The organism is Actinospineispora acaciae DSM 45401, assembly GCF_000620785.1.
GTDB lineage: Bacteria > Actinomycetota > Actinomycetes > Mycobacteriales > Pseudonocardiaceae > Pseudonocardia > Pseudonocardia acaciae.
In genome coordinates this window covers 671,900-688,074 of sequence record NZ_JIAI01000001.1, presented here as the reverse complement: position 1 = coordinate 688,074, position 16,175 = coordinate 671,900, and the positions used below count along the sequence as shown (strand labels likewise).

Sequence of the window (16,175 nt, the reverse complement as noted above, 5' to 3'; positions counted from 1 at the left end):
CTACCGCCGCCGCGGCAGGCGGGGTGTCTTCCCGGGCCCGACGCGGGCGGCCGGTCGGCTGGGCATGCTCGTCGGCATGCAGGCAACCGGCACGGTTTCGACACGGCCCCGACGGCTCGGCGCCCGGACCCGACGCGCGGTGCTGATCGCGCACATCTCCTCGGCCGGGGTGTGGCTGGGGATCGACGTGGTGATGGCGGTGTTCATCCTGACCGCGCTGTTCACCGACGACCCCGGGCTGCGCGCGCTGTGCTACCTCGCGCTGGACCGGTTCGCCGTGTGGCCGCTGCTGGTCACCGGGCTGGTCTGCCTGGCCAGCGGCGTGGTGCTGGGGCTGGGCAGCAAGTGGGGGCTGGTCAGGTACTGGTGGGTGGCGGTCAAGCTGGGGCTCAACGTGGTGCTGACCGGGCTGGTGCTGGTCGCGCTGCAGGGCGCGGTGGCCGGGGCCGCCGAGCAGGCGCTGCGGTGGCTCAGCGGCCGGCCGGCGAACCTCGCGGTCGGTGACCTGATCTACCCGCCGATCGTCTCGCCGACCGCGCTGATGATCGCGATGGCGCTCGCGGTCATCAAGCCGTGGGGACGCATCCGGCGGCGTGGCTGAGGGTCAGCCCGGCGGAGGGAGCTTGGCGGCGGCGGCCTCCGCCACCGTGGTGGCCGCCGTGCACGCCGACCCGGTCGGCGACCTCGGCAGGTAGACGCTCACGTAGAGCAGCTCGACGGTGGGCTGGTCGAACGACCCCTGGAAGGTGCGCTGGGCCAGCCGGACGATACAGCTCGCGGCGCCGTCCGGGGCGACAGTCGCCGAGCGGCCGCCGATCGTCCTGACCTCACCGGCCAACGGAATGTCACGCGTGACGAACATCTGCACGAACGGTGCATCGGCGAGGGCGGCGTCGTTGCCCCACTCGCAGCCCCAGCCGGCGTTCAACCGGTCGCGAACCGCCGGGTTGATCCCGGGCACCGCGCGCAGCGTCGACTCGTCGGCCAGGTTGCAGGCCTCGAGCCAGACCAGCGAGTTCGGCGGGCCGGTCACCGTGCGGCGGGGGAGGGCCGGGCCGTCGAGCGCCGCGGCCGCCACCTGCACCGCGGCGTCGGACACCGCGCAGTAGTCGAGCGCTCCGGTGCTGCTGCCCCCTTGGGTCCGGAGGTAGACCCGCGTCCTGTCGGGCAACATCAGCAGCCGGAAGCAGGCGTTGGACTGTGCCGGCTCCTCGTAGAGGGCCAACCGCCCGAGCTGGCGGCGCTGCATCTTGGCCAGGTCGTGGTCGTCCTTGGTGGCCTCGCTCAGGGTCGCCTGCAGCCATGCGCCGTTGCCCGTGCCGGGCAGGATGTAGACCATGCAGGCCGTGATGGCGTTGCGGTCCGGGTAGAGCCTGGTCGAGCCGAAGCGCTGCATCTGTTTCGCGTCCACCAACGCGCACGGGTCGGCGGTGCGCACCTCACCGATCGGGCTCGCCCACTCCGGCCCGACCAGGTAGGGCCGCGCGACCAGCCAGGACCCGCCCAGCACGGCGGCCACCACGACCACCGCCACGGCAATGACCAGCGGCTTGCGGTGCTTGCGGTGGTTGCGCTTGCGCTTGCGGGCGGCGGGCGCGGCCTCGTCGGAGAACGTGTCGAGGCGCGCGGCGAGCTGGGCGGCGCTCGGGCGGCGAGTCGGCTCGGAGTCGCCGGTCCAGGCCCACAGGTCGGCCAGCCCGGGCTCGGCGCCGGCGCCGGCGCCGTGCAGCAGCGCGCCCAGCGCGTAGACGTCGGCGGCCGGGGACGGCCACAGCTCAGGCGTCCACTCCGGCGCCGGGTACGTCGGCCGCCGCGCCCTCGGCAGGCCGAACCCGCCCAGGTGCACCGAACCGTCCGGGCGGACCGTCACCACCGAGGCGCGCACGTCGCCGTGGCTGGTCCCGGTCGCGTGCGCGGCGGCCAGCGCCCGCGCGAGCTGCGCGCCCCACCGGACCAGCGTGGCGACCGGCACCGGCCCGCGCGCCAGCACCTCGGACAACGGCGTTGCTGCCAGCCGCGGCTGCTCCACGAGAGGATCATCCCCGGCCTCGGCGCGCGACGCACGGTTTTGTTTCAGTTCCGGCCCGTCGACAGTTAACCGTCAACTTTGACCACGGTAGAGGCACGTTCTACGGTGTGACGAGCGCGGACCGCGTCCCGACCGACCAGGAAGGACGACGCACGGTGATCGTCAGCCCGATCCGGCATCCGCCGCTGGGCGAACAGCTGCTGGCACAGCTGCGCGGGCTGATCGTGCGGGGCGACCTCGCGCCGGGACTGCACCTCGTCGAGGGGTGGGTGGCGGAGCGGTTCGGGGTGAGCCGGGGGCCGGTGCGCGACGCGCTGCGCCAGCTCGAGCTGGAGGGCCTGGTGGAGACCCGCAAGCGCGGGGTGTACGTGCGCGGCCTGACCGACTCCGACCTCGTCGAGTTCTACGCGGTGCGCGGCGCGCTGGAGGGCCTTGCGGTACGGGAGGCCATCGCGCGGCTGCCCGGTGGCGACTGGTCGGTGCTCGACGGGGCCGTCGAGGCGATGCGGGCCGCCGCCGAGGCCGGGGACCCGTCCGCGTTCGCCGCCGCCGACCTGGAGTTCCACAGCGGCTTCTACGTCATCGGCGGCAACCGGCGGCTGGCCGCGAGCTGGGCCACCCACCGGCCGCTGTTCGCCGCCATGCTCGACGTCACCAACACCCGCGACCGTGACCTGCGGCCGGTCGCGGCCGACCACGCGGAGCTGGCGGCGGTGGTCCGCTCCGGCGACGTCGAGGCGGCGCAGGCCGCGCTGGCCGAGCACCTCGGCGGTTCCCGGGACCGGATGCGCGCGGCGTTGGCCGAGGGGCAGCGCTCGGCGTCCTGACTCAGTTGGGCCGCACCCGCCGGAAGAACGCCCGGATGTCGCCGACCAGCAGGTCGGGCGCCTCCATCGCGGCGAAGTGCCCGCCCCTGTCGAACTCCGACCAGTACACGACGTTGTGGTCCCGCTCGGTGATGTGCCGGATCGAGGGGTCGGTGGGGAACACGGCCACCCCGGTGGGCACGTCGCCCGGCTCGACGGTCACCTTCGCCTCGTTGCGCACCTCGTAGTAGAGGTGCGCCGACGACGCGCCGGTCCCGGTCAGCCAGTAGAGCGTGACGTTGGTGAGCAGCTGGTCCAGGTCGACGGCCTGCTCCGGGAGCACCTGGGCCGGGTCGGTCCAGGCCTGGAACTTCTCCACGATCCACGCGAGCTGCCCGACCGGCGAGTCGTGCAGCCCGTACCCGATGGTCTGCGGGCGGGTGGACTGGATGTCGGCGTACCCGGTGCCGTCCCAGCGCAGCCGCCCGGCGGCCTCGATCCGCTGCCGCTCGGCGGGGGAGAGGCCGACGAAGTCCTCCGGCTCGCCGGTCGGGTAGGCGAGGCCACCGCAGATGTGCACGCCGATGACCCGCTCCGGCACCACCCGCGCCAGCTCCGGGGACACGATCGAGCCGGTGTCGCCGCCGTGCGCGCCGTAGCGGCGGTAGCCGAGCCGTCTCATCAGCTCCGCCCAGGCACGGGCGATGCGCCGGTGGCCCCAGCCCGGTTCCTCGACGGGGGTGGAGAACCCGAAGCCGGGCAGCGACGGCGCCACCACGTGGAACGCGTCCCCCGCCGTGCCGCCGTGCGCGCGCGGGTCGGTGAGCGGGCCGAGGACGTCGAGGAACTCCACGACCGAGCCCGGCCAGCCGTGGGTGATGATCAGCGGCACCGCGTCCGGCTCCGGCGAGCGGACGTGCAGGAAGTGGATCGGCTGGCCGTCGATCTCGGTGGTGAACTGCGGGAACGTGTTGAGCCGCGCCTGCCAGGCCGACCAGTCGTACTCGTCTCGCCAGTACTCGACCAGGTGCCGCAGGTAGTCCGGCGGCACCCCACGGGTCCAGCCGATATCGGGTATCGCGGACGGCCATCGTGCCCGGTCCAGCCGGTCGCGCAGGTCGTCGAGCGCCTCGCGCGGGAACTGGATCTGGAACGGCGCGATCTGGGTCACTGGCTCTCCGGCCCGTTCGGTGTCGGGGACGAAAGAGTAGGTTATTCAGCGGTGATCGCTTCCGGTGAGGCGGGGGAGGAGATCGTCCACCGTCTCCGGCCGGCCGTAGGGGCGGCGTAGCCGGGGCGGGATCCGTCCCCAGAGCACCAGCAGCCGCTCGTGTGCCGGTAGCTCGGCGGCGGCGCCGGACGGCTCGGCCAGCGACTGGCCGCCGGGGGTGAGCACCACGTCGGGCCGGCCGGGGGAGCGCAGCCGCCTCGGCCCGGTCGCCCCGGTCCACCGTTGGGCCTCGTCGAGCGCGGGTATCGCGGCGAAGACGGCCAGTGCGTGCTCGGTCAGCGCCGGGTCGGACAGTAGTTGGACGCCCACATCGTCGTCTCCGACCAGGTCCCAGCGGTGCAGCGCCGCCTCGCTGTGGCTGTGTGTCCGCATCCGCCGGGCCGTCATGTCCCAGCCGGTGTAGGCGATCCGGGTGTCGTCGGGCAGCGCGTCGGCGGCGCGTTCGAAACGGGCGGCCTCCTCGACCAGGCGGCGGCGCAGTTCCCCGCCCGGCAGCGCCCGGAACGGCGGCTCCCGCTCCTCCCAGCTCCGGGTGCGCCGGGGTGGCCGGCCGGCCAGGTGCTCCTCGATCAGGTCGGCGCGCTCGGCCGCGGCCGCCGTGACGTGGGCCATCAGCTCCCGCGCGCTCCAGCCGACGCACCAGCTCGGCGCCGAGTCCTCCACCGCGCCGACCGTCGCGATGAACGCCCGCATCGCCTCGTCCTGGATGGCCGGTGGCATGCGTCTCCCTTCGCCGGGTCCTGTCTGTGGCGAACACCGGCCGGGCCGGGGCGGTTGCGGGCTATCGCGGGCGGGACAGCCGGTGGGCCAGCTCGGACAGGGCCAGCGCGAGCGCTCCGAGGGCCGCGGCGATCAGGCCGATCCGGCCGGCGCCGAACCAGGCCACCCCGAGCCCGCCGATCGCGCCGGCCAGCGCGATGGCGAGGTACAGGATCGAGGCGTGCAGCGAGATCAGCACCGGGGCCGACGCGGGGTTCAGTGTGATCAGTCGGTGTTGTTGGGGCGGGCTCATGCTGAACCCGGCGACGGCGAACACGGCGATGAACACCAGCGCGCCGGTGAACGTCGTCGCGGCCAGCGGCAGCACCAGCATGCAGGCCACCACCCACGCCAGGCACACCGCCATCACGCCGCGACCGCCGATTCGGTCGGTCAGCGCGCCGGCGGCCATGTTCCCGGCGATCGAGATCGCGCCGAAAACGAAGATGAGCAGCGCCAGCCTTTCGCCGGAATGCCCGGTGGCCACGCCGAAGACGTCCGCGATGTAGGTGTAGAGCACGTAGACGGCCGCGAACGAGACCATCGTGGTGGCCAGCGTCGCCAGCACCCTCGGGTCGGCCAGCGGGGCAACGCGGTTGCGCAGGCCCTCCGGCGCGGGCGCCGTGACGCGGCGTGGCACGGTGGCCACCAGCCCGAGCATCCCGACCAGGGCCAGCGCGGCCACGAACCACATGGTCGCCCGCCAGCCGAGCTGGCTGCCCACCGCCGTGCCGATCGGGGCGCCGAACGCGGTGGCGGTGGTGAACCCGGTGAGCACGGTGGCGATCGCCCGACCCCGGCGCTCCGGCGCCACCAGCGCCGACGCGGTGGCGGCGGCGACCGGCACGAACAGGCCGGTGCCCGCCGCGGCCACCGCCTGCGCCACCAGCAGCACGCCGAACAGCGGGGCCAGCGCCGCCCCGGCGGTGCCCACCAGGTAGACCAGCACGGCCAGCAACAGGGCGCGGCGGCGCGGCCAGCCCGCGGTCACGGTGGCGAGCACCGGCCCGAGCAGCGCGCAGGCCAGCGCGAAGACGGTCACCACCTGGCCGGCGGCCGGAATCGTGACACCCAGCGAGGCGCTCAGGTGCGGCAACATTCCGGCCAGCACGAACTCGTTCGTCGCGACGGCAAAGACACCGAAACCCAATATCGGCACCGTGCCCCGGACGACACGGTCCGAATCGACAGTACGCGCGTACGACAACGCTTTTCCTCACATTCCCCGGAACCTCTGAACAAGAATTCAGCAGGCGGTCAAGGAAGTCCAATAACCAATCCGGCTGACGGCTAGAATCAACGGTTATGGAACTGCGTCAGCTGGAGTATTTCGTCGCGGTCGCCGAGGAGGCGAGCTTCACCAGGGCCGCGGCCAGGCTCCATGTCGCCCAGCCCGGCGTGAGCGCCCAGGTCCGCCAGCTGGAGCGTGAGCTGGCCCAGCCGCTGCTGGACCGGTCGGGCCGTTCGGTCCGGCTCACCGAGGTGGGAGCCGCCGCGATGCCGTACGCGCGGGCCGCCCTGGCCGCCGTCGCCGACCTGCGCCACGCCGTCGAGGAGCACACCGGGCTGCTGCGCGGGCGGGTCTCGGTCGGCATGCTGGCCTCCTCCTCGTCCGGCTACGACCTGGCCCGGCTGCTCGCGGGGTTCCACGACCGGCACCCGGCCGTCGAGATGACGCTGTCCGAGGCGAGCTCGGACCAGCTGGTCGAGGCGCTCGGGGCCGGGCGGATGGACGCCGCCGTGATCGCGCCGGGGGTCACGGCACCGACGGGCCTGGAGACACTCACGGTGGCCGACGAGCCGCTGGCCGCCGCGGTCGGCCACCGCGACGCGCTGGCCGACCGTGACACGATCACGCTGGCCGAGCTGCGGGACCGGCCGCTGGTCAGCTTTCCGCACAGCGTCGGCACCCGCGCCCTGATCGACGACGCCTGCGCCTCGGCGGGGTTCCGGCCTCGGATCGCGTTCGAGGCCAGCGACCCGAACGTGCTCGCCGAGCTCGCCGCGAGCGGGCTGGGGGTGGCCATCCTGCCCGCGCCCTACGCCCAGGCCCGCCCGGCCGACCTGCGCACGATCACCATCACCCGGCCCGACCTGCGCGGCCAACTGGCGCTCGCCTGGCGCGCCGACGCCCCACTGAGCCCGGCGGCCCGCGCGCTCATCGACCACATCCGCCGGGCGCGCGCCAGCTAGCACATATCCGCCGGCGTCACAACCAATGGCACCCGTTTCCGCAGGTCAAGACCCGTGAGTGGTTAGGGGTGCTATGGCACCCCTAACCACTCACGGGTTCTGACCAGGCACGATGCCGCGGTTTCGGAGAGCGCGCCTAGCTGCTCCGGGCCGCTCGGAGGCTCGCCATGATGTCGTGGCGCAGGCCGGGGCAGGTCGCGATGGTGGCCGTGGAGTCGGCGGTGTGGTCGGTGTCGTCCTGGTCGAGCACGGCGCCGCCGGCCTCGCGCACGAGCAGGGCGCCGGCCATGGTGTCCCACGGCTGGTTGGCGAGGATGATCGTGGCGTCCAGCTTGCCGTGCGCCACCCAGGCCAGGTCGATCGCGGCGGCGCCGAGCATCCGGATCTTCTGGGCTCGCGCGCCGAGCCGGGCGAGCAGTTCGAGACGAACCCGGTTCTTCGCCTCGGCGCCCTCGCCGACCGCGAAGTCGCCGATCGAGATCACCGCCCGGGAGATCTCCCGTACCGGCGAGGCGGCGATGCGCTCGTCGCCCACGTACGCGCCCCGCCCGTCCAGCGCGGTGTAGCCGACGTCCAGGAACGGCAGGTCGATGGCGGCCAGCACCGGGCGGCGGCGGGCCACCAGCGCGAGCGAGACGGCGCACAGTGGGATGCCGCGCGCCAGGTTCGAGGTGCCGTCCACCGGGTCGAGCGCCCACCACAGGGTGTCGTCCGGCGGACCGGTGCGGCCGTGCTCCTCGCCCAGGATCCCGACGTGCGGGGTCTCGCGGGCCAGGAACTCCCGCACGGCGGGCTCGACCGCGAGGTCGACGTCCGTGACGAGGTCGCGCTCGCCCTTGGCGGTGACCGTCCCGGGCGCCCGGGACCGAACGATCCGCCGGGCGAGAGCGACCGCCTCGCGGGCGACCGGAAGGTAGCTCACCGGATCAGGAGTCCGCCGAGGCGGCCGCGGTGAGGTGCGGCAGGTGGTGGCCGAGGCGGTCGCGCTTGGCGGTGAGGTAGCGGATGTTGGTGTCGTTCGCCGGGACCAGCAGCGGCACCCGCGCGGTCACGCCGATCCCGTGCGACTCCAGGGCGCGGATCTTGTCCGGGTTGTTGGACAGCAGCCGCACCGAGCGGACCCCGAGGTGCCGGAGCACCCGCGCCGCCGCGCCGTAGTCCCGGGTGTCGACCGGGAGGCCGAGCGCGGTGGCCGAGTCGACGGTGTCCAGGCCCTGCTCGTCCTGCAGGGCCTGGGTCCGCACCTTGGCGACCAGGCCGATGCCCCGGCCCTCCTGTCCCCGCAGGTACACCAGGACGCCGCTGCCCTCGCGCACGATCGCGTCCATCGCCGAGTTGAGCTGGTCGCCGCACTCGCAGCGCCTGGCCGCGAAGATGTCGCCCATGATGCACTCCGAGTGCACCCTGACCAGCACGTTGTCCCGAGCGTCGCCGAGGACGACGGCGAGGTGCTCGTACCCGTCGACCGGATCTCGGAAGGCCACCGCCCGGAAGGTGCCTCGTCGGGTCACCAGCTCGGACTCCGCGATGTCCTCGCGGCCGTCGGTGTGATCGGGCATCCGTTACCCCCAGTAGTTGGCGTCCCGACCACTATTGCCGTTCGCGGCGGCCCCGGCCACTGGGTGTGACGAGCGGCGGAATGGGCGATAGGCCAGCATGGTGGCGTATGGACGCCGAACGCGAACAGCCGCTCCCGACGAGCACCACCGAGGACGAGCGGGACCGGGGCGCGGCCGTCGCGCTGCTCCCGATCGGGAGCCTGGAGCAGCACGGCCCGTTCCTGCCGCTGACCACCGACACGGTCATCGCCTGCACGATCGCGCGCGAGATCGCCGCCGCCCACCCGGTCCGCGTGCTGCCGCCGGTGACGATCTCGTGTTCGCACGAGCACGCCGCCTGGCCGGGGACGGTGAGCATCTCCCCGGCGACGCTGCGGGCGGTGGTGCGCGACGTGGCCGACTCGCTGCGCGCGTCCGGCACGCCCGGGTTGGTGCTGGTCAACGGGCACGGCGGGAACTATGTGCTCGGCAACGTGGTGCAGGAGGCCGGCGGCGGCATGGCGCTGTACCCGACCGTCCAGGAGTGGCAGCTCGCGCACGCCGCCGCCGGGCTGGAGACGTCCCTGGACAGCGACATGCACGCCGGCGAGCTGGAGACGTCCATCCTGCTGCACGCCCACCCGGAGCTGGTGCGGCCGGGGTACCGGTCGGGCGATCGGATCGCCGACGACCGTCGGCACCTGCTCACGCTGGGCCTGGGCGCCTACACCGACTCGGGCGTGGTCGGCCGGCCGTCACTTGCCTCCGCCGGCAAGGGCGGGGCGCTGCTGGCCAGCCTGGTCGAGTCGTTCGGCACACACCTGGAGATCCTCGGGCGCTGACGCCCTGGCGCGGCGGCGAAACAGCAGCACCGTGATGCCGGGCAGGCTCGCCACCAGCGTCAACACCCCGTACACCACCGCCACCGTGAGGCCCTGGGCGATGTCCAGGCCGGCCGCGCCGAACGCCGCCGCGCAGACCGCCTCCCTCGGCCCCCACCCGCCGACGTTGAGCGGCAGGCCCATCGCGAGCAGCGCGAGCACCAGCGGCGGCAGCAGTTGGGCCAGTGGTGCGGCCGCGCCGGCCGCCCTGGCCGCGAGCACGAACAGCACCAGGTGTCCCAGCAGCGCGGCGGCGGAGAGCATGGCCACCCCGGGCCAGCTGCGCCGGGCGAGCAGCCCCCGCCGCACGTCGACCAGCGTGGCCGTCAGGGCGCGGCGCCACCGCGAGCCTTTCTGACGGGCCATGGCGGCGACCACGATCACGGCTACGACCAGCACCAGGGCCACCAGCAGCGCGCCTCGGCCCGGCATCAGCGCGGTGAGCACCTCGGGCTGGGTGAACAGCACGGCGGCCCCGACGGTGATCAGCACCGCCTGGCCGGCCAGCCGTTCCAGTGCCACCGCGCGGATGCCCCTGCCGACGTCGCCGGCGTCCTGGCCGTGGCTGACCGCCCGGTGCGCGTCGCCGAGCACGCCCGCCGGGAGCACCGCGTTGAGCAGCAGCGCGCGGTAGTAGTCCGCGACCGCCGTCGGCAGCGCCAGCTTCAGCCCGAGCCGGTGCGCCACCAGGCACCACCTCGCCGCGCTGAACACCGTGGTCAGCAGGCCGATGCCGAGCGCGGCGAGCACCACGCCGGCGTCGATCGCGCGCAGTCCGGCCAGGAACGAGCCGGTGCCGAGCCGCCACACCAGCGCGACCACGATGCCCAGCGCGATGAGCAACCGCGTCCACGGCCACAGCCGGCGGGTCACGGGGCGCCCCCGGCGGGCAGCGCGAGCAGGTCCTCGTGCCCGACCACCACCCGCAGCTCGCCGGCCGCGCACGCGTCGAGCCGCCGGCGCAGGTACTCATCGGTGGCGAGGTCGGGGCGCTGTTCGCGGGCGGCGCCGACCCAGCCGTCCAGCCATCGCGCCGCCAGCTCGGCCCGGTCCGCACCGAGCCGCCACGGGCTGTTCCCGCGGTGCACGGCCGCGCCGAGGCGTTCGAAGGCCTCGGCGGCGACGGCCACGGCGTCCGGCCCGAGCAGGCGGCGGCCGCGGTCGCAGCGCCGCTGGTGGGCGTCGAACGCGGCGGCGACCTCGGCGTCGAGCGGGTCGCCCGGGGTCAGCTCGACCCGACCGGCGACGGACAGGGTGAGCAGCGCCGGGCAGCCGGCGCGGACGCAGGCGTCGGCGAGCGCGTCCACCTCGTCGGCGGTGAGCAGGTCCAGCAGGGCCGACGCCGCTACCAGGGAGGTGCCAGCGAGGTCGGCGGCGCGCAGCTCGGTGAGGTCGCCGAGGCGGGTCTCGACGGTGCCGGCGTCCGAGGCGGCGAGGGCCAGCAGGTCGGGGTCGCGGTCGTGCAGGATCCAGTGCTGTGGGCCGGGCAGGCGGTCGGCAAGCCACCGCCGCAGCGACCCGGTGCCGCAGCCGAGGTCCCGGATGACCAGCGGCCCGGGGGGCAGGTGCGCGCGCAGCGTGTCCAGGAGCTCGGACGCCCGCGCGTCGGCGTCGGCGGGCTCGCGCAGGGCCAGCCACGCGGGGTCGAACCCGGCCGGATCCGGCTCGCTCAGGTCGGGCTCGCGGACAGCCGATCCAGCACGGCCGCCATCCTGCGCGAGGTCTCCGTCCACCCGGCCAGCGTGCCACGCCGCCCTCGGGCCGCTTCGCGCAGGCATCGGCGTTTCTCCTGCGTAACCAGCCAATGACGGAGCGCATCCGCCAGCGCGGCCGGGTCCGCCGGGGGCACCAAGATCCCCGGCAGGGCGCCGTCCGGGGCGTGCCCCAGGGCGTCCGGCACCCCGCCCACCGCGCTCGCCAGGACCGGGATTCCCCTGGCCAACGCCTCGGTCACGACCATGCCGTAGGTCTCCGCCCTGGACGGCAGCACCAGCAGGTCGGCGGCGGCGTACGCGTCGTCCAGCCGCCGCCCGGCGAGAGGGCCGGCGAGCGTCACTCGTCCATCCAGACCATGGCGCTGCACCAGTTGCCACAGCCGGGTCGCGTAGTCCGGGTCGCGGGCCAGCGGCCCGACGCAGGTGCACGTCCAGGGCAGGTCGGCGACGTCCGCGAGCGCGTCGACGAGCACGTCGTGCCCCTTGCGTTCGGTGACCGAGGCGACGCAGAGCAGCCCGGAGGCGCCGTCGGTGCCGGGGGCGAGCGGCGCCGGGTCCGCCCCGGGGCTCACGACGTGCACCCGATCCGGGGCCAGGCCGTGGTGTTCGACCAGCCGTCCCGCCGCCCATCCGCTGGTCGCGACGACCACGCCGGCGGCGCGCAGGGTCTCCCGCTCGCGGGCGTCCAGGTCAGCGGCGTCGGCCGGAGCCAGCCCGGTCTCGTCGGCCAGCGGCAGGTGCACCAGCACCGCCAGCCGCAGCCGCCGCGCCGCCGGCGCGATCACCTCCGGGACGCCGCACGCCACCAGCCCGTCGACCAGCACCATGGCGCCGTCGGGCGGCCGGGCGAGCGCGCGCGCCAGCTCGGCACGGGCACGGGCAGACGGCCGGGGCCAGTCCCCGGCGACGCCGACCTCCCGCACCGGGCGGCCGAGCGCGCGCAGGCCCTCGCACACCCGCCGGTCGTAGGCGTTGCCGCCGCTGGCTACCGCCGCGTCGTCGACGTCCCCGGGCAGCACCGCCCAGATCACAACGGCCGCTCGTAGCTCGCCCAGGCGATGTGCGACTCGTGCAAGGTCACCGTGATCCCGGCCAGCCCCCGGGCACCCTCGCCCAGCGCGCCGGCGTGCACCCGGTCGGCCAGCCGGTCGGCGATGACCTTGGCGAGGAACTCCGTCGAGGTGTTGATGCCGGCGAACTCGGGCAGGTCGTCGAGGTTGCGGTAGTTCAGCTCGCCGAGCAGCTCGCCCAGCTGCTCGGTGGCCAGCCCGATGTCCACGACGATGTTGTCGGCGTCCAGCTCGGCGCGCCGGAAGGTGGCGTCCACCAGGAACGTCGCGCCGTGCAGCCGCTGCGCGGGCCCGAACACCTCGCCCCGGAAGCTGTGCGCGACCATGATGTGACCACGGACGGTGATGCCGAACATCGGGACTCCGATCATCGTTGCAGCTAGGCGGCACCGTAGACGATCCGGTGGCACAGCGCGCGGCGGTCGCCGCCGGCCAGCTCGGGCATCACCCGGGGGAGGTCGGCGAACTCGCTCTCGCCGGTGATCAGCGCGTCGAACCGGGGGTCCGCGAGCAGCCGCAGGGCCAGCGACATCCGGTCGGTGAAACCGCGCCGCCCCCGCCGGGCGGGGGACACCGCGCCGACCTGGCTGCCGCGCACCGCCAGCCGCCGGGAGTGGAAGAACTCACCGAGCGGCAGGCTGACCTTCCGGTCGCCGTACCAGCTCAGCTCGATCACCTCGCCCTCCGGCGCCAGCAGCTCCAGCGAGCGGACCAGCCCGGCCTCGCTGGCGCTGGCGTGGATGACCAGGTCGCGGTCCCCGTCGGCGTCCTCGGGCGACGCGAAGCCCACCCCGAGCGCGGCCGCCACCGACGAGCGCCCAGGGTCGACGTCCACCAGTTGGACGTCCACCCCCGGGAAGCCCGCGAGCACGGCGGCCACCGCACAGCCGACCATCCCGGCCCCCACCACCGCCACCCGGTCACCGACCAGCGGCGCGGCGTCCCACAGCGCGTTCACCGCCGTCTCCACCGTCCCGGCCAGGATCGCGCGCGCCGCGGGCACCCCGTCCGGCACCGGTGTGACCGAGTCGACAGGCACCACGTACCGGGTCTGGTGCGGGTAGAGGCAGAACACCGTGCGCCCGACCAGATCCGCCGGCCCGTGCTCGACCACCCCCACGTTCAGGTAGCCGTACTTGACCGGCCACGGAAAGTCACCTTCCTGGAACGGCGCCCGCATGACCTGGTACTGGCTCTCCGGCACGCCGCCACGAAAGACCAGGGACTCGGTGCCCCGGCTCACCCCGGAGAAGAGGGTTTGAACCAGGACGTCGCCCGGTCCGTGTTCGGGGAGGACGACGGACCGAACCTCCCCTTCGCCCCGGGAACGCAACCAGAACGCGCGGGCCGAACGGTCCATCGTCAACCTCCAGCACGGCTGGGTGGCAACCTTGAATGTGATAACGGCCGGCACGCTACCCGGCCCGCGACGATCAGGAACCGGAGGACATGATCACACCAGCTCCCATCCACGGTCGCCTGGACGGCTCCGAGCTGGCCGTCGGCGCGGGCACCCTGCTCGTCCTGCTGGCGCTGCTGTGGGCGGGCGTCGGGCTCAGCACGCTCGGGTGGTTCGCGGGGGTCGGGTACGCCGCGGTCGGGTGGGCGGTGCTCACGGTCGGCCTGCATCGGGCACGGCGGCTCACGCTCAGCCTGGCCGACCTGGTCACGCTGGTCCGGGCGGTGCTCGCCGGCGGCGTGGTGGCGCTGGTGGTGGACCGGCTCCCGGAGGGCGCGCCCGCGTCGCCGCTGGTGGCGCTCGCCTCGGTTGCGCTGGTGCTGGACGCCGTGGACGGCCACCTCGCCAGGCGCACCGGGACGGTGTCGCCGCTGGGCGCGCGCTTCGACATGGAGGTCGACGCGCTGCTCATCCTGGCGCTGAGCGTGCAGGTCGCGACGTCCTTCGGCGGCTGGGTGCTGGCGATCGGCGCCATGCGGTACGTGTTCGTCGCGGCCTCCTGGGTGGCGCCCTGGCTGAAGGCGGCGCTGCCCCCGAGCCTGGGCCGCAAGACGGTGGCCGCCCTGCAGGGGATCGTGCTGGTGGTGGCCTGTTCCGGCGTGCTGCCGCGGTCGGTCGCGGCGGTCTCGCTGGTGCTGGCGCTGGTGTTGCTGGGCTGGTCGTTCGGCCGCGACGTCATCTGGCTGCACCGGAACCGCCGGGTCAGAACATGCCGTGCGGGTTCGCCGGGTCCGGTGGTAGTGCCTGAACCACGTCCCAGTGTTCGGCCACCAAGCCGTCGCGCACCCTGAAGATGTCGACGGTCGCCAGCTCGAGCCCGTGCGCGGTGGTCACGTGGTTGTGCACGGCGACCAGGTCCGCGTCGGCGAGCACGCGTCTCGTCTCGATCGAGCCGGCGAGCAGGTCACGGCCGAACGGCGTGGACAGGTAGGCCAGGAAGGCCCGCTTGCCGGTGGTCGCGGCCGGGTCGTGTCGGACGCCCGGGTTGTGCGAGACGAAGTCCTCGTGCAGGAGGTCGGCGAAGCCCGGAACGTCGCCGGCGCGGAACCGGGACACCAGCTCACGGACCAGGCTCTCGTTGGATGTCATGTTGTGTCGCCCCTCTCGTCGGTGACGCTTCCTCCACGCAAGCGACCGTCTCGGCGTCACGCGTGACATCGGGCCGACGCGAAACGTGGTAGTGGTTGGGGAGAGGAGCCGATCGTGCGAGACGCGTTCGAACGGAACCGCGACGAGTTGTTCGCGGCCGCAAACCGGATCGTCGCCAACCGGGCCGACGCGGAGGACGTCATGCAGGACGCCTGGCTGAGCTGGCGCCGGCTCGACGCGAACTCGATCGAGGACGCGCGGCCGTACCTGTTCCGCCTGGTGACCCGGCAGGCGATCGATCATCTGCGACGGCGGGCCGCCCGGCGTGAGACAGGCTGGGACGTGGATCCGGCCGGCCTTGAAACCGAGGACGCGGCCCGCGCGACGGAGTTGGCCGACGCCGTCGAGGCCGGCCTGCGGATCGTGCTGGAGACCCTCGCTCCGATCGAGCGCTCGGTGTTCCTGCTGCACGAGGTGTTCGGCCTCACGCACGAGGAGATCGCCGCCGACCTGGGCCGCACCGAACACGCCGTCCGCCAGGTGGCGTACCGCGCCCGACGGCACGTCCTCACCGGGCGACCCCGGTACCGTCCGACGCGGTCCGAGCACCGGAGCGCGGTGGCTCAGTTCCGTTCGGTGTCCGCCGGCGGTCGAATCCCCACCGGCGCCCGGGCATGCGGAGCCTGAGACCGGCAGTCGGCACTGAGCGGCCAACCTGAAGAGGAGCCCCGCGAGCGTCGCGATGAGTCCGCGCGCTCTCGCCGGTCTATCCGTCCATACACAGCGGCAGAGTGGAGGACACGGTGGGCAAGCGGACGCGAATCACCGGGCTGCGGACGGTCGGGGTGCCGGTCGGCGACCGGGACCGGGCGCTGAAGTTCTACGGCGACGTGCTGGGCTTCGAGACCCGGGTCGACACAACCGGCCAGGGCATGCGCTGGGTGGAGGTGGCCCCGCCCGGTGCCTCGACCTCGATCGCGCTGGTCGCCGCCACCGAGGAAACGCCCCCCGGTACGGACACCGGCATCCGGCTGACCACCGAGGACGCCGAGGCGGACCACACCTACCTGGCGGCGCACGGAGTACAGGTGGACCCGGCAATCTCCCGGTGGCCTGGGGTGCCGCCGATGTTCCAGTTCTCCGACCCGGACGGCAACCGGCTCGTGATCATCCAGTCGGCCTGAGGGTGTAGGTGAGGTTTCTGTTGCGCACGGTGTCAGCGTGATAGAAATGCGTGCCGTTTGATCACCGACCGGAGGAGATCCGACATGACAACGCGCCTCATTCGCTGGCTCGCCGTCACCGCTGGTGCGGCCATGGCGGCTGCCCTCATCGCCACGGGTGGCGCGAACGTCGGCACGGGCACGACCACACTGGACGCGCAGGGGTCCGTACCGACGAAGTG

19 protein-coding genes are annotated in these 16,175 nt (G+C 73.8%); 7 read left to right on the top strand and 12 right to left on the bottom strand.

Annotation, left to right across the window (positions count from 1 at the left end; genetic code table 11):
- Positions 1-76: 76 nt before the first annotated feature.
- Positions 77-601 (top strand): hypothetical protein, encoded by a 525-nt coding sequence (locus tag N912_RS0103485; protein ID WP_028921334.1) that lies wholly within the window; start codon positions 77-79, stop codon positions 599-601.
- Between the two features lie 3 nt (positions 602-604).
- Here N912_RS0103485 and N912_RS0103480 read toward each other — a convergent pair whose 3' ends face one another.
- A complete protein-coding gene (locus tag N912_RS0103480; RefSeq protein WP_037062734.1) occupies positions 605-2,029 on the bottom strand; it encodes a protein kinase family protein in 1,425 nt (474 codons plus the stop codon).
- Positions 2,030-2,136: 107 nt separating this feature from the next.
- Here N912_RS0103480 and N912_RS0103475 point away from each other — a divergent pair, with 107 nt between their 5' ends.
- Positions 2,137-2,856, top strand: a complete 720-nt coding sequence (locus N912_RS0103475) for a GntR family transcriptional regulator (RefSeq protein ID WP_211261115.1) — start codon at positions 2,137-2,139, stop codon at positions 2,854-2,856.
- A gap of 1 nt (position 2,857) precedes the next feature.
- On the opposite strand, the gene N912_RS0103470 is transcribed toward N912_RS0103475, so the two are convergent.
- The 3 genes from N912_RS0103470 to N912_RS0103460 all read right to left on the bottom strand — a co-directional run bounded on the left by N912_RS0103470 (position 2,858) and on the right by N912_RS0103460 (position 5,984).
- Entirely contained in the window at positions 2,858-4,006 is a 1,149-nt protein-coding gene (locus tag N912_RS0103470; RefSeq protein WP_028921331.1) for an epoxide hydrolase family protein, read from the bottom strand.
- A gap of 45 nt (positions 4,007-4,051) precedes the next feature.
- Positions 4,052-4,786: a maleylpyruvate isomerase N-terminal domain-containing protein gene (locus N912_RS0103465; RefSeq protein ID WP_028921330.1), complete on the bottom strand. Its 735-nt coding sequence runs from the start codon at positions 4,784-4,786 to the stop codon at positions 4,052-4,054.
- 61 nt (positions 4,787-4,847) lie between these two features.
- A complete protein-coding gene (locus tag N912_RS0103460; protein WP_028921329.1) occupies positions 4,848-5,984 on the bottom strand; it encodes an MFS transporter in 1,137 nt (378 codons plus the stop codon).
- A gap of 146 nt (positions 5,985-6,130) precedes the next feature.
- On the opposite strand from N912_RS0103460, the gene N912_RS0103455 reads away from it, so the two are divergent.
- Positions 6,131-7,018 carry a LysR substrate-binding domain-containing protein gene (locus N912_RS0103455; protein ID WP_028921328.1) on the top strand — a complete coding sequence of 296 codons (888 nt, stop codon included), beginning with the start codon at positions 6,131-6,133 and terminating at the stop codon, positions 7,016-7,018.
- 136 nt (positions 7,019-7,154) lie between these two features.
- Here the strand turns inward: N912_RS0103455 and N912_RS49220 are convergent, their stop codons facing one another.
- Complete coding sequence (locus tag N912_RS49220) at positions 7,155-7,940, bottom strand: inositol monophosphatase family protein (protein ID WP_037062732.1); 786 nt, start codon at positions 7,938-7,940, stop codon at positions 7,155-7,157.
- Between the two features lie 4 nt (positions 7,941-7,944).
- Positions 7,945-8,577 (bottom strand): GTP cyclohydrolase II, encoded by a 633-nt coding sequence (locus N912_RS0103445; protein ID WP_028921327.1) that lies wholly within the window; start codon positions 8,575-8,577, stop codon positions 7,945-7,947.
- A gap of 107 nt (positions 8,578-8,684) precedes the next feature.
- On the opposite strand from N912_RS0103445, the gene N912_RS0103440 reads away from it, so the two are divergent.
- Entirely contained in the window at positions 8,685-9,398 is a 714-nt protein-coding gene (locus tag N912_RS0103440; protein WP_028921326.1) for a creatininase family protein, read from the top strand.
- On the opposite strand, the gene N912_RS49215 is transcribed toward N912_RS0103440, so the two are convergent.
- The 5 genes from N912_RS49215 to N912_RS0103415 are packed head-to-tail and all read right to left on the bottom strand — an operon-like array spanning position 9,312 to position 13,582.
- A complete protein-coding gene (locus tag N912_RS49215; protein WP_037062730.1) occupies positions 9,312-10,310 on the bottom strand; it encodes a lysylphosphatidylglycerol synthase transmembrane domain-containing protein in 999 nt (332 codons plus the stop codon). The genes N912_RS0103440 and N912_RS49215 overlap by 87 nt on opposite strands.
- A complete protein-coding gene (locus tag N912_RS0103430) occupies positions 10,307-11,110 on the bottom strand; it encodes a class I SAM-dependent methyltransferase (protein ID WP_028921325.1) in 804 nt (267 codons plus the stop codon). The genes N912_RS49215 and N912_RS0103430 overlap by 4 nt, the downstream gene beginning before the upstream one ends.
- Positions 11,107-12,183, bottom strand: a complete 1,077-nt coding sequence (locus N912_RS0103425; RefSeq protein WP_425415264.1) for a glycosyltransferase family 4 protein — start codon at positions 12,181-12,183, stop codon at positions 11,107-11,109. Before N912_RS0103425 ends, N912_RS0103430 begins: the two co-directional genes overlap by 4 nt.
- A complete protein-coding gene (locus tag N912_RS63230) occupies positions 12,180-12,578 on the bottom strand; it encodes a 6-pyruvoyl trahydropterin synthase family protein (RefSeq protein ID WP_028921324.1) in 399 nt (132 codons plus the stop codon). Before N912_RS63230 ends, N912_RS0103425 begins: the two co-directional genes overlap by 4 nt.
- Positions 12,579-12,601: 23 nt before the next feature.
- Entirely contained in the window at positions 12,602-13,582 is a 981-nt protein-coding gene (locus N912_RS0103415; protein WP_028921323.1) for a zinc-dependent alcohol dehydrogenase, read from the bottom strand.
- An 89-nt stretch (positions 13,583-13,671) separates the two neighbouring features.
- Between N912_RS0103415 and N912_RS0103410 the strand changes: the two genes are divergently transcribed.
- A complete protein-coding gene (locus N912_RS0103410) occupies positions 13,672-14,472 on the top strand; it encodes a CDP-alcohol phosphatidyltransferase family protein (protein ID WP_084210551.1) in 801 nt (266 codons plus the stop codon).
- Here N912_RS0103410 and N912_RS49210 read toward each other — a convergent pair.
- Positions 14,384-14,770 carry a nuclear transport factor 2 family protein gene (locus tag N912_RS49210; RefSeq protein ID WP_051579531.1) on the bottom strand — a complete coding sequence of 129 codons (387 nt, stop codon included), beginning with the start codon at positions 14,768-14,770 and terminating at the stop codon, positions 14,384-14,386. The genes N912_RS0103410 and N912_RS49210 overlap by 89 nt on opposite strands.
- 114 nt (positions 14,771-14,884) lie before the next feature.
- On the opposite strand from N912_RS49210, the gene N912_RS49205 reads away from it, so the two are divergent.
- Together N912_RS49205 and N912_RS0103395 are read left to right on the top strand one after the other, a co-directional pair.
- Complete coding sequence (locus N912_RS49205) at positions 14,885-15,457, top strand: sigma-70 family RNA polymerase sigma factor (RefSeq protein WP_051579530.1); 573 nt, start codon at positions 14,885-14,887, stop codon at positions 15,455-15,457.
- A gap of 104 nt (positions 15,458-15,561) precedes the next feature.
- On the top strand, positions 15,562-15,954 hold the full coding sequence (locus N912_RS0103395; protein ID WP_028921321.1) for a VOC family protein: 393 nt from the start codon (positions 15,562-15,564) through the stop codon (positions 15,952-15,954).
- Positions 15,955-16,175: the final 221 nt, after the last annotated feature.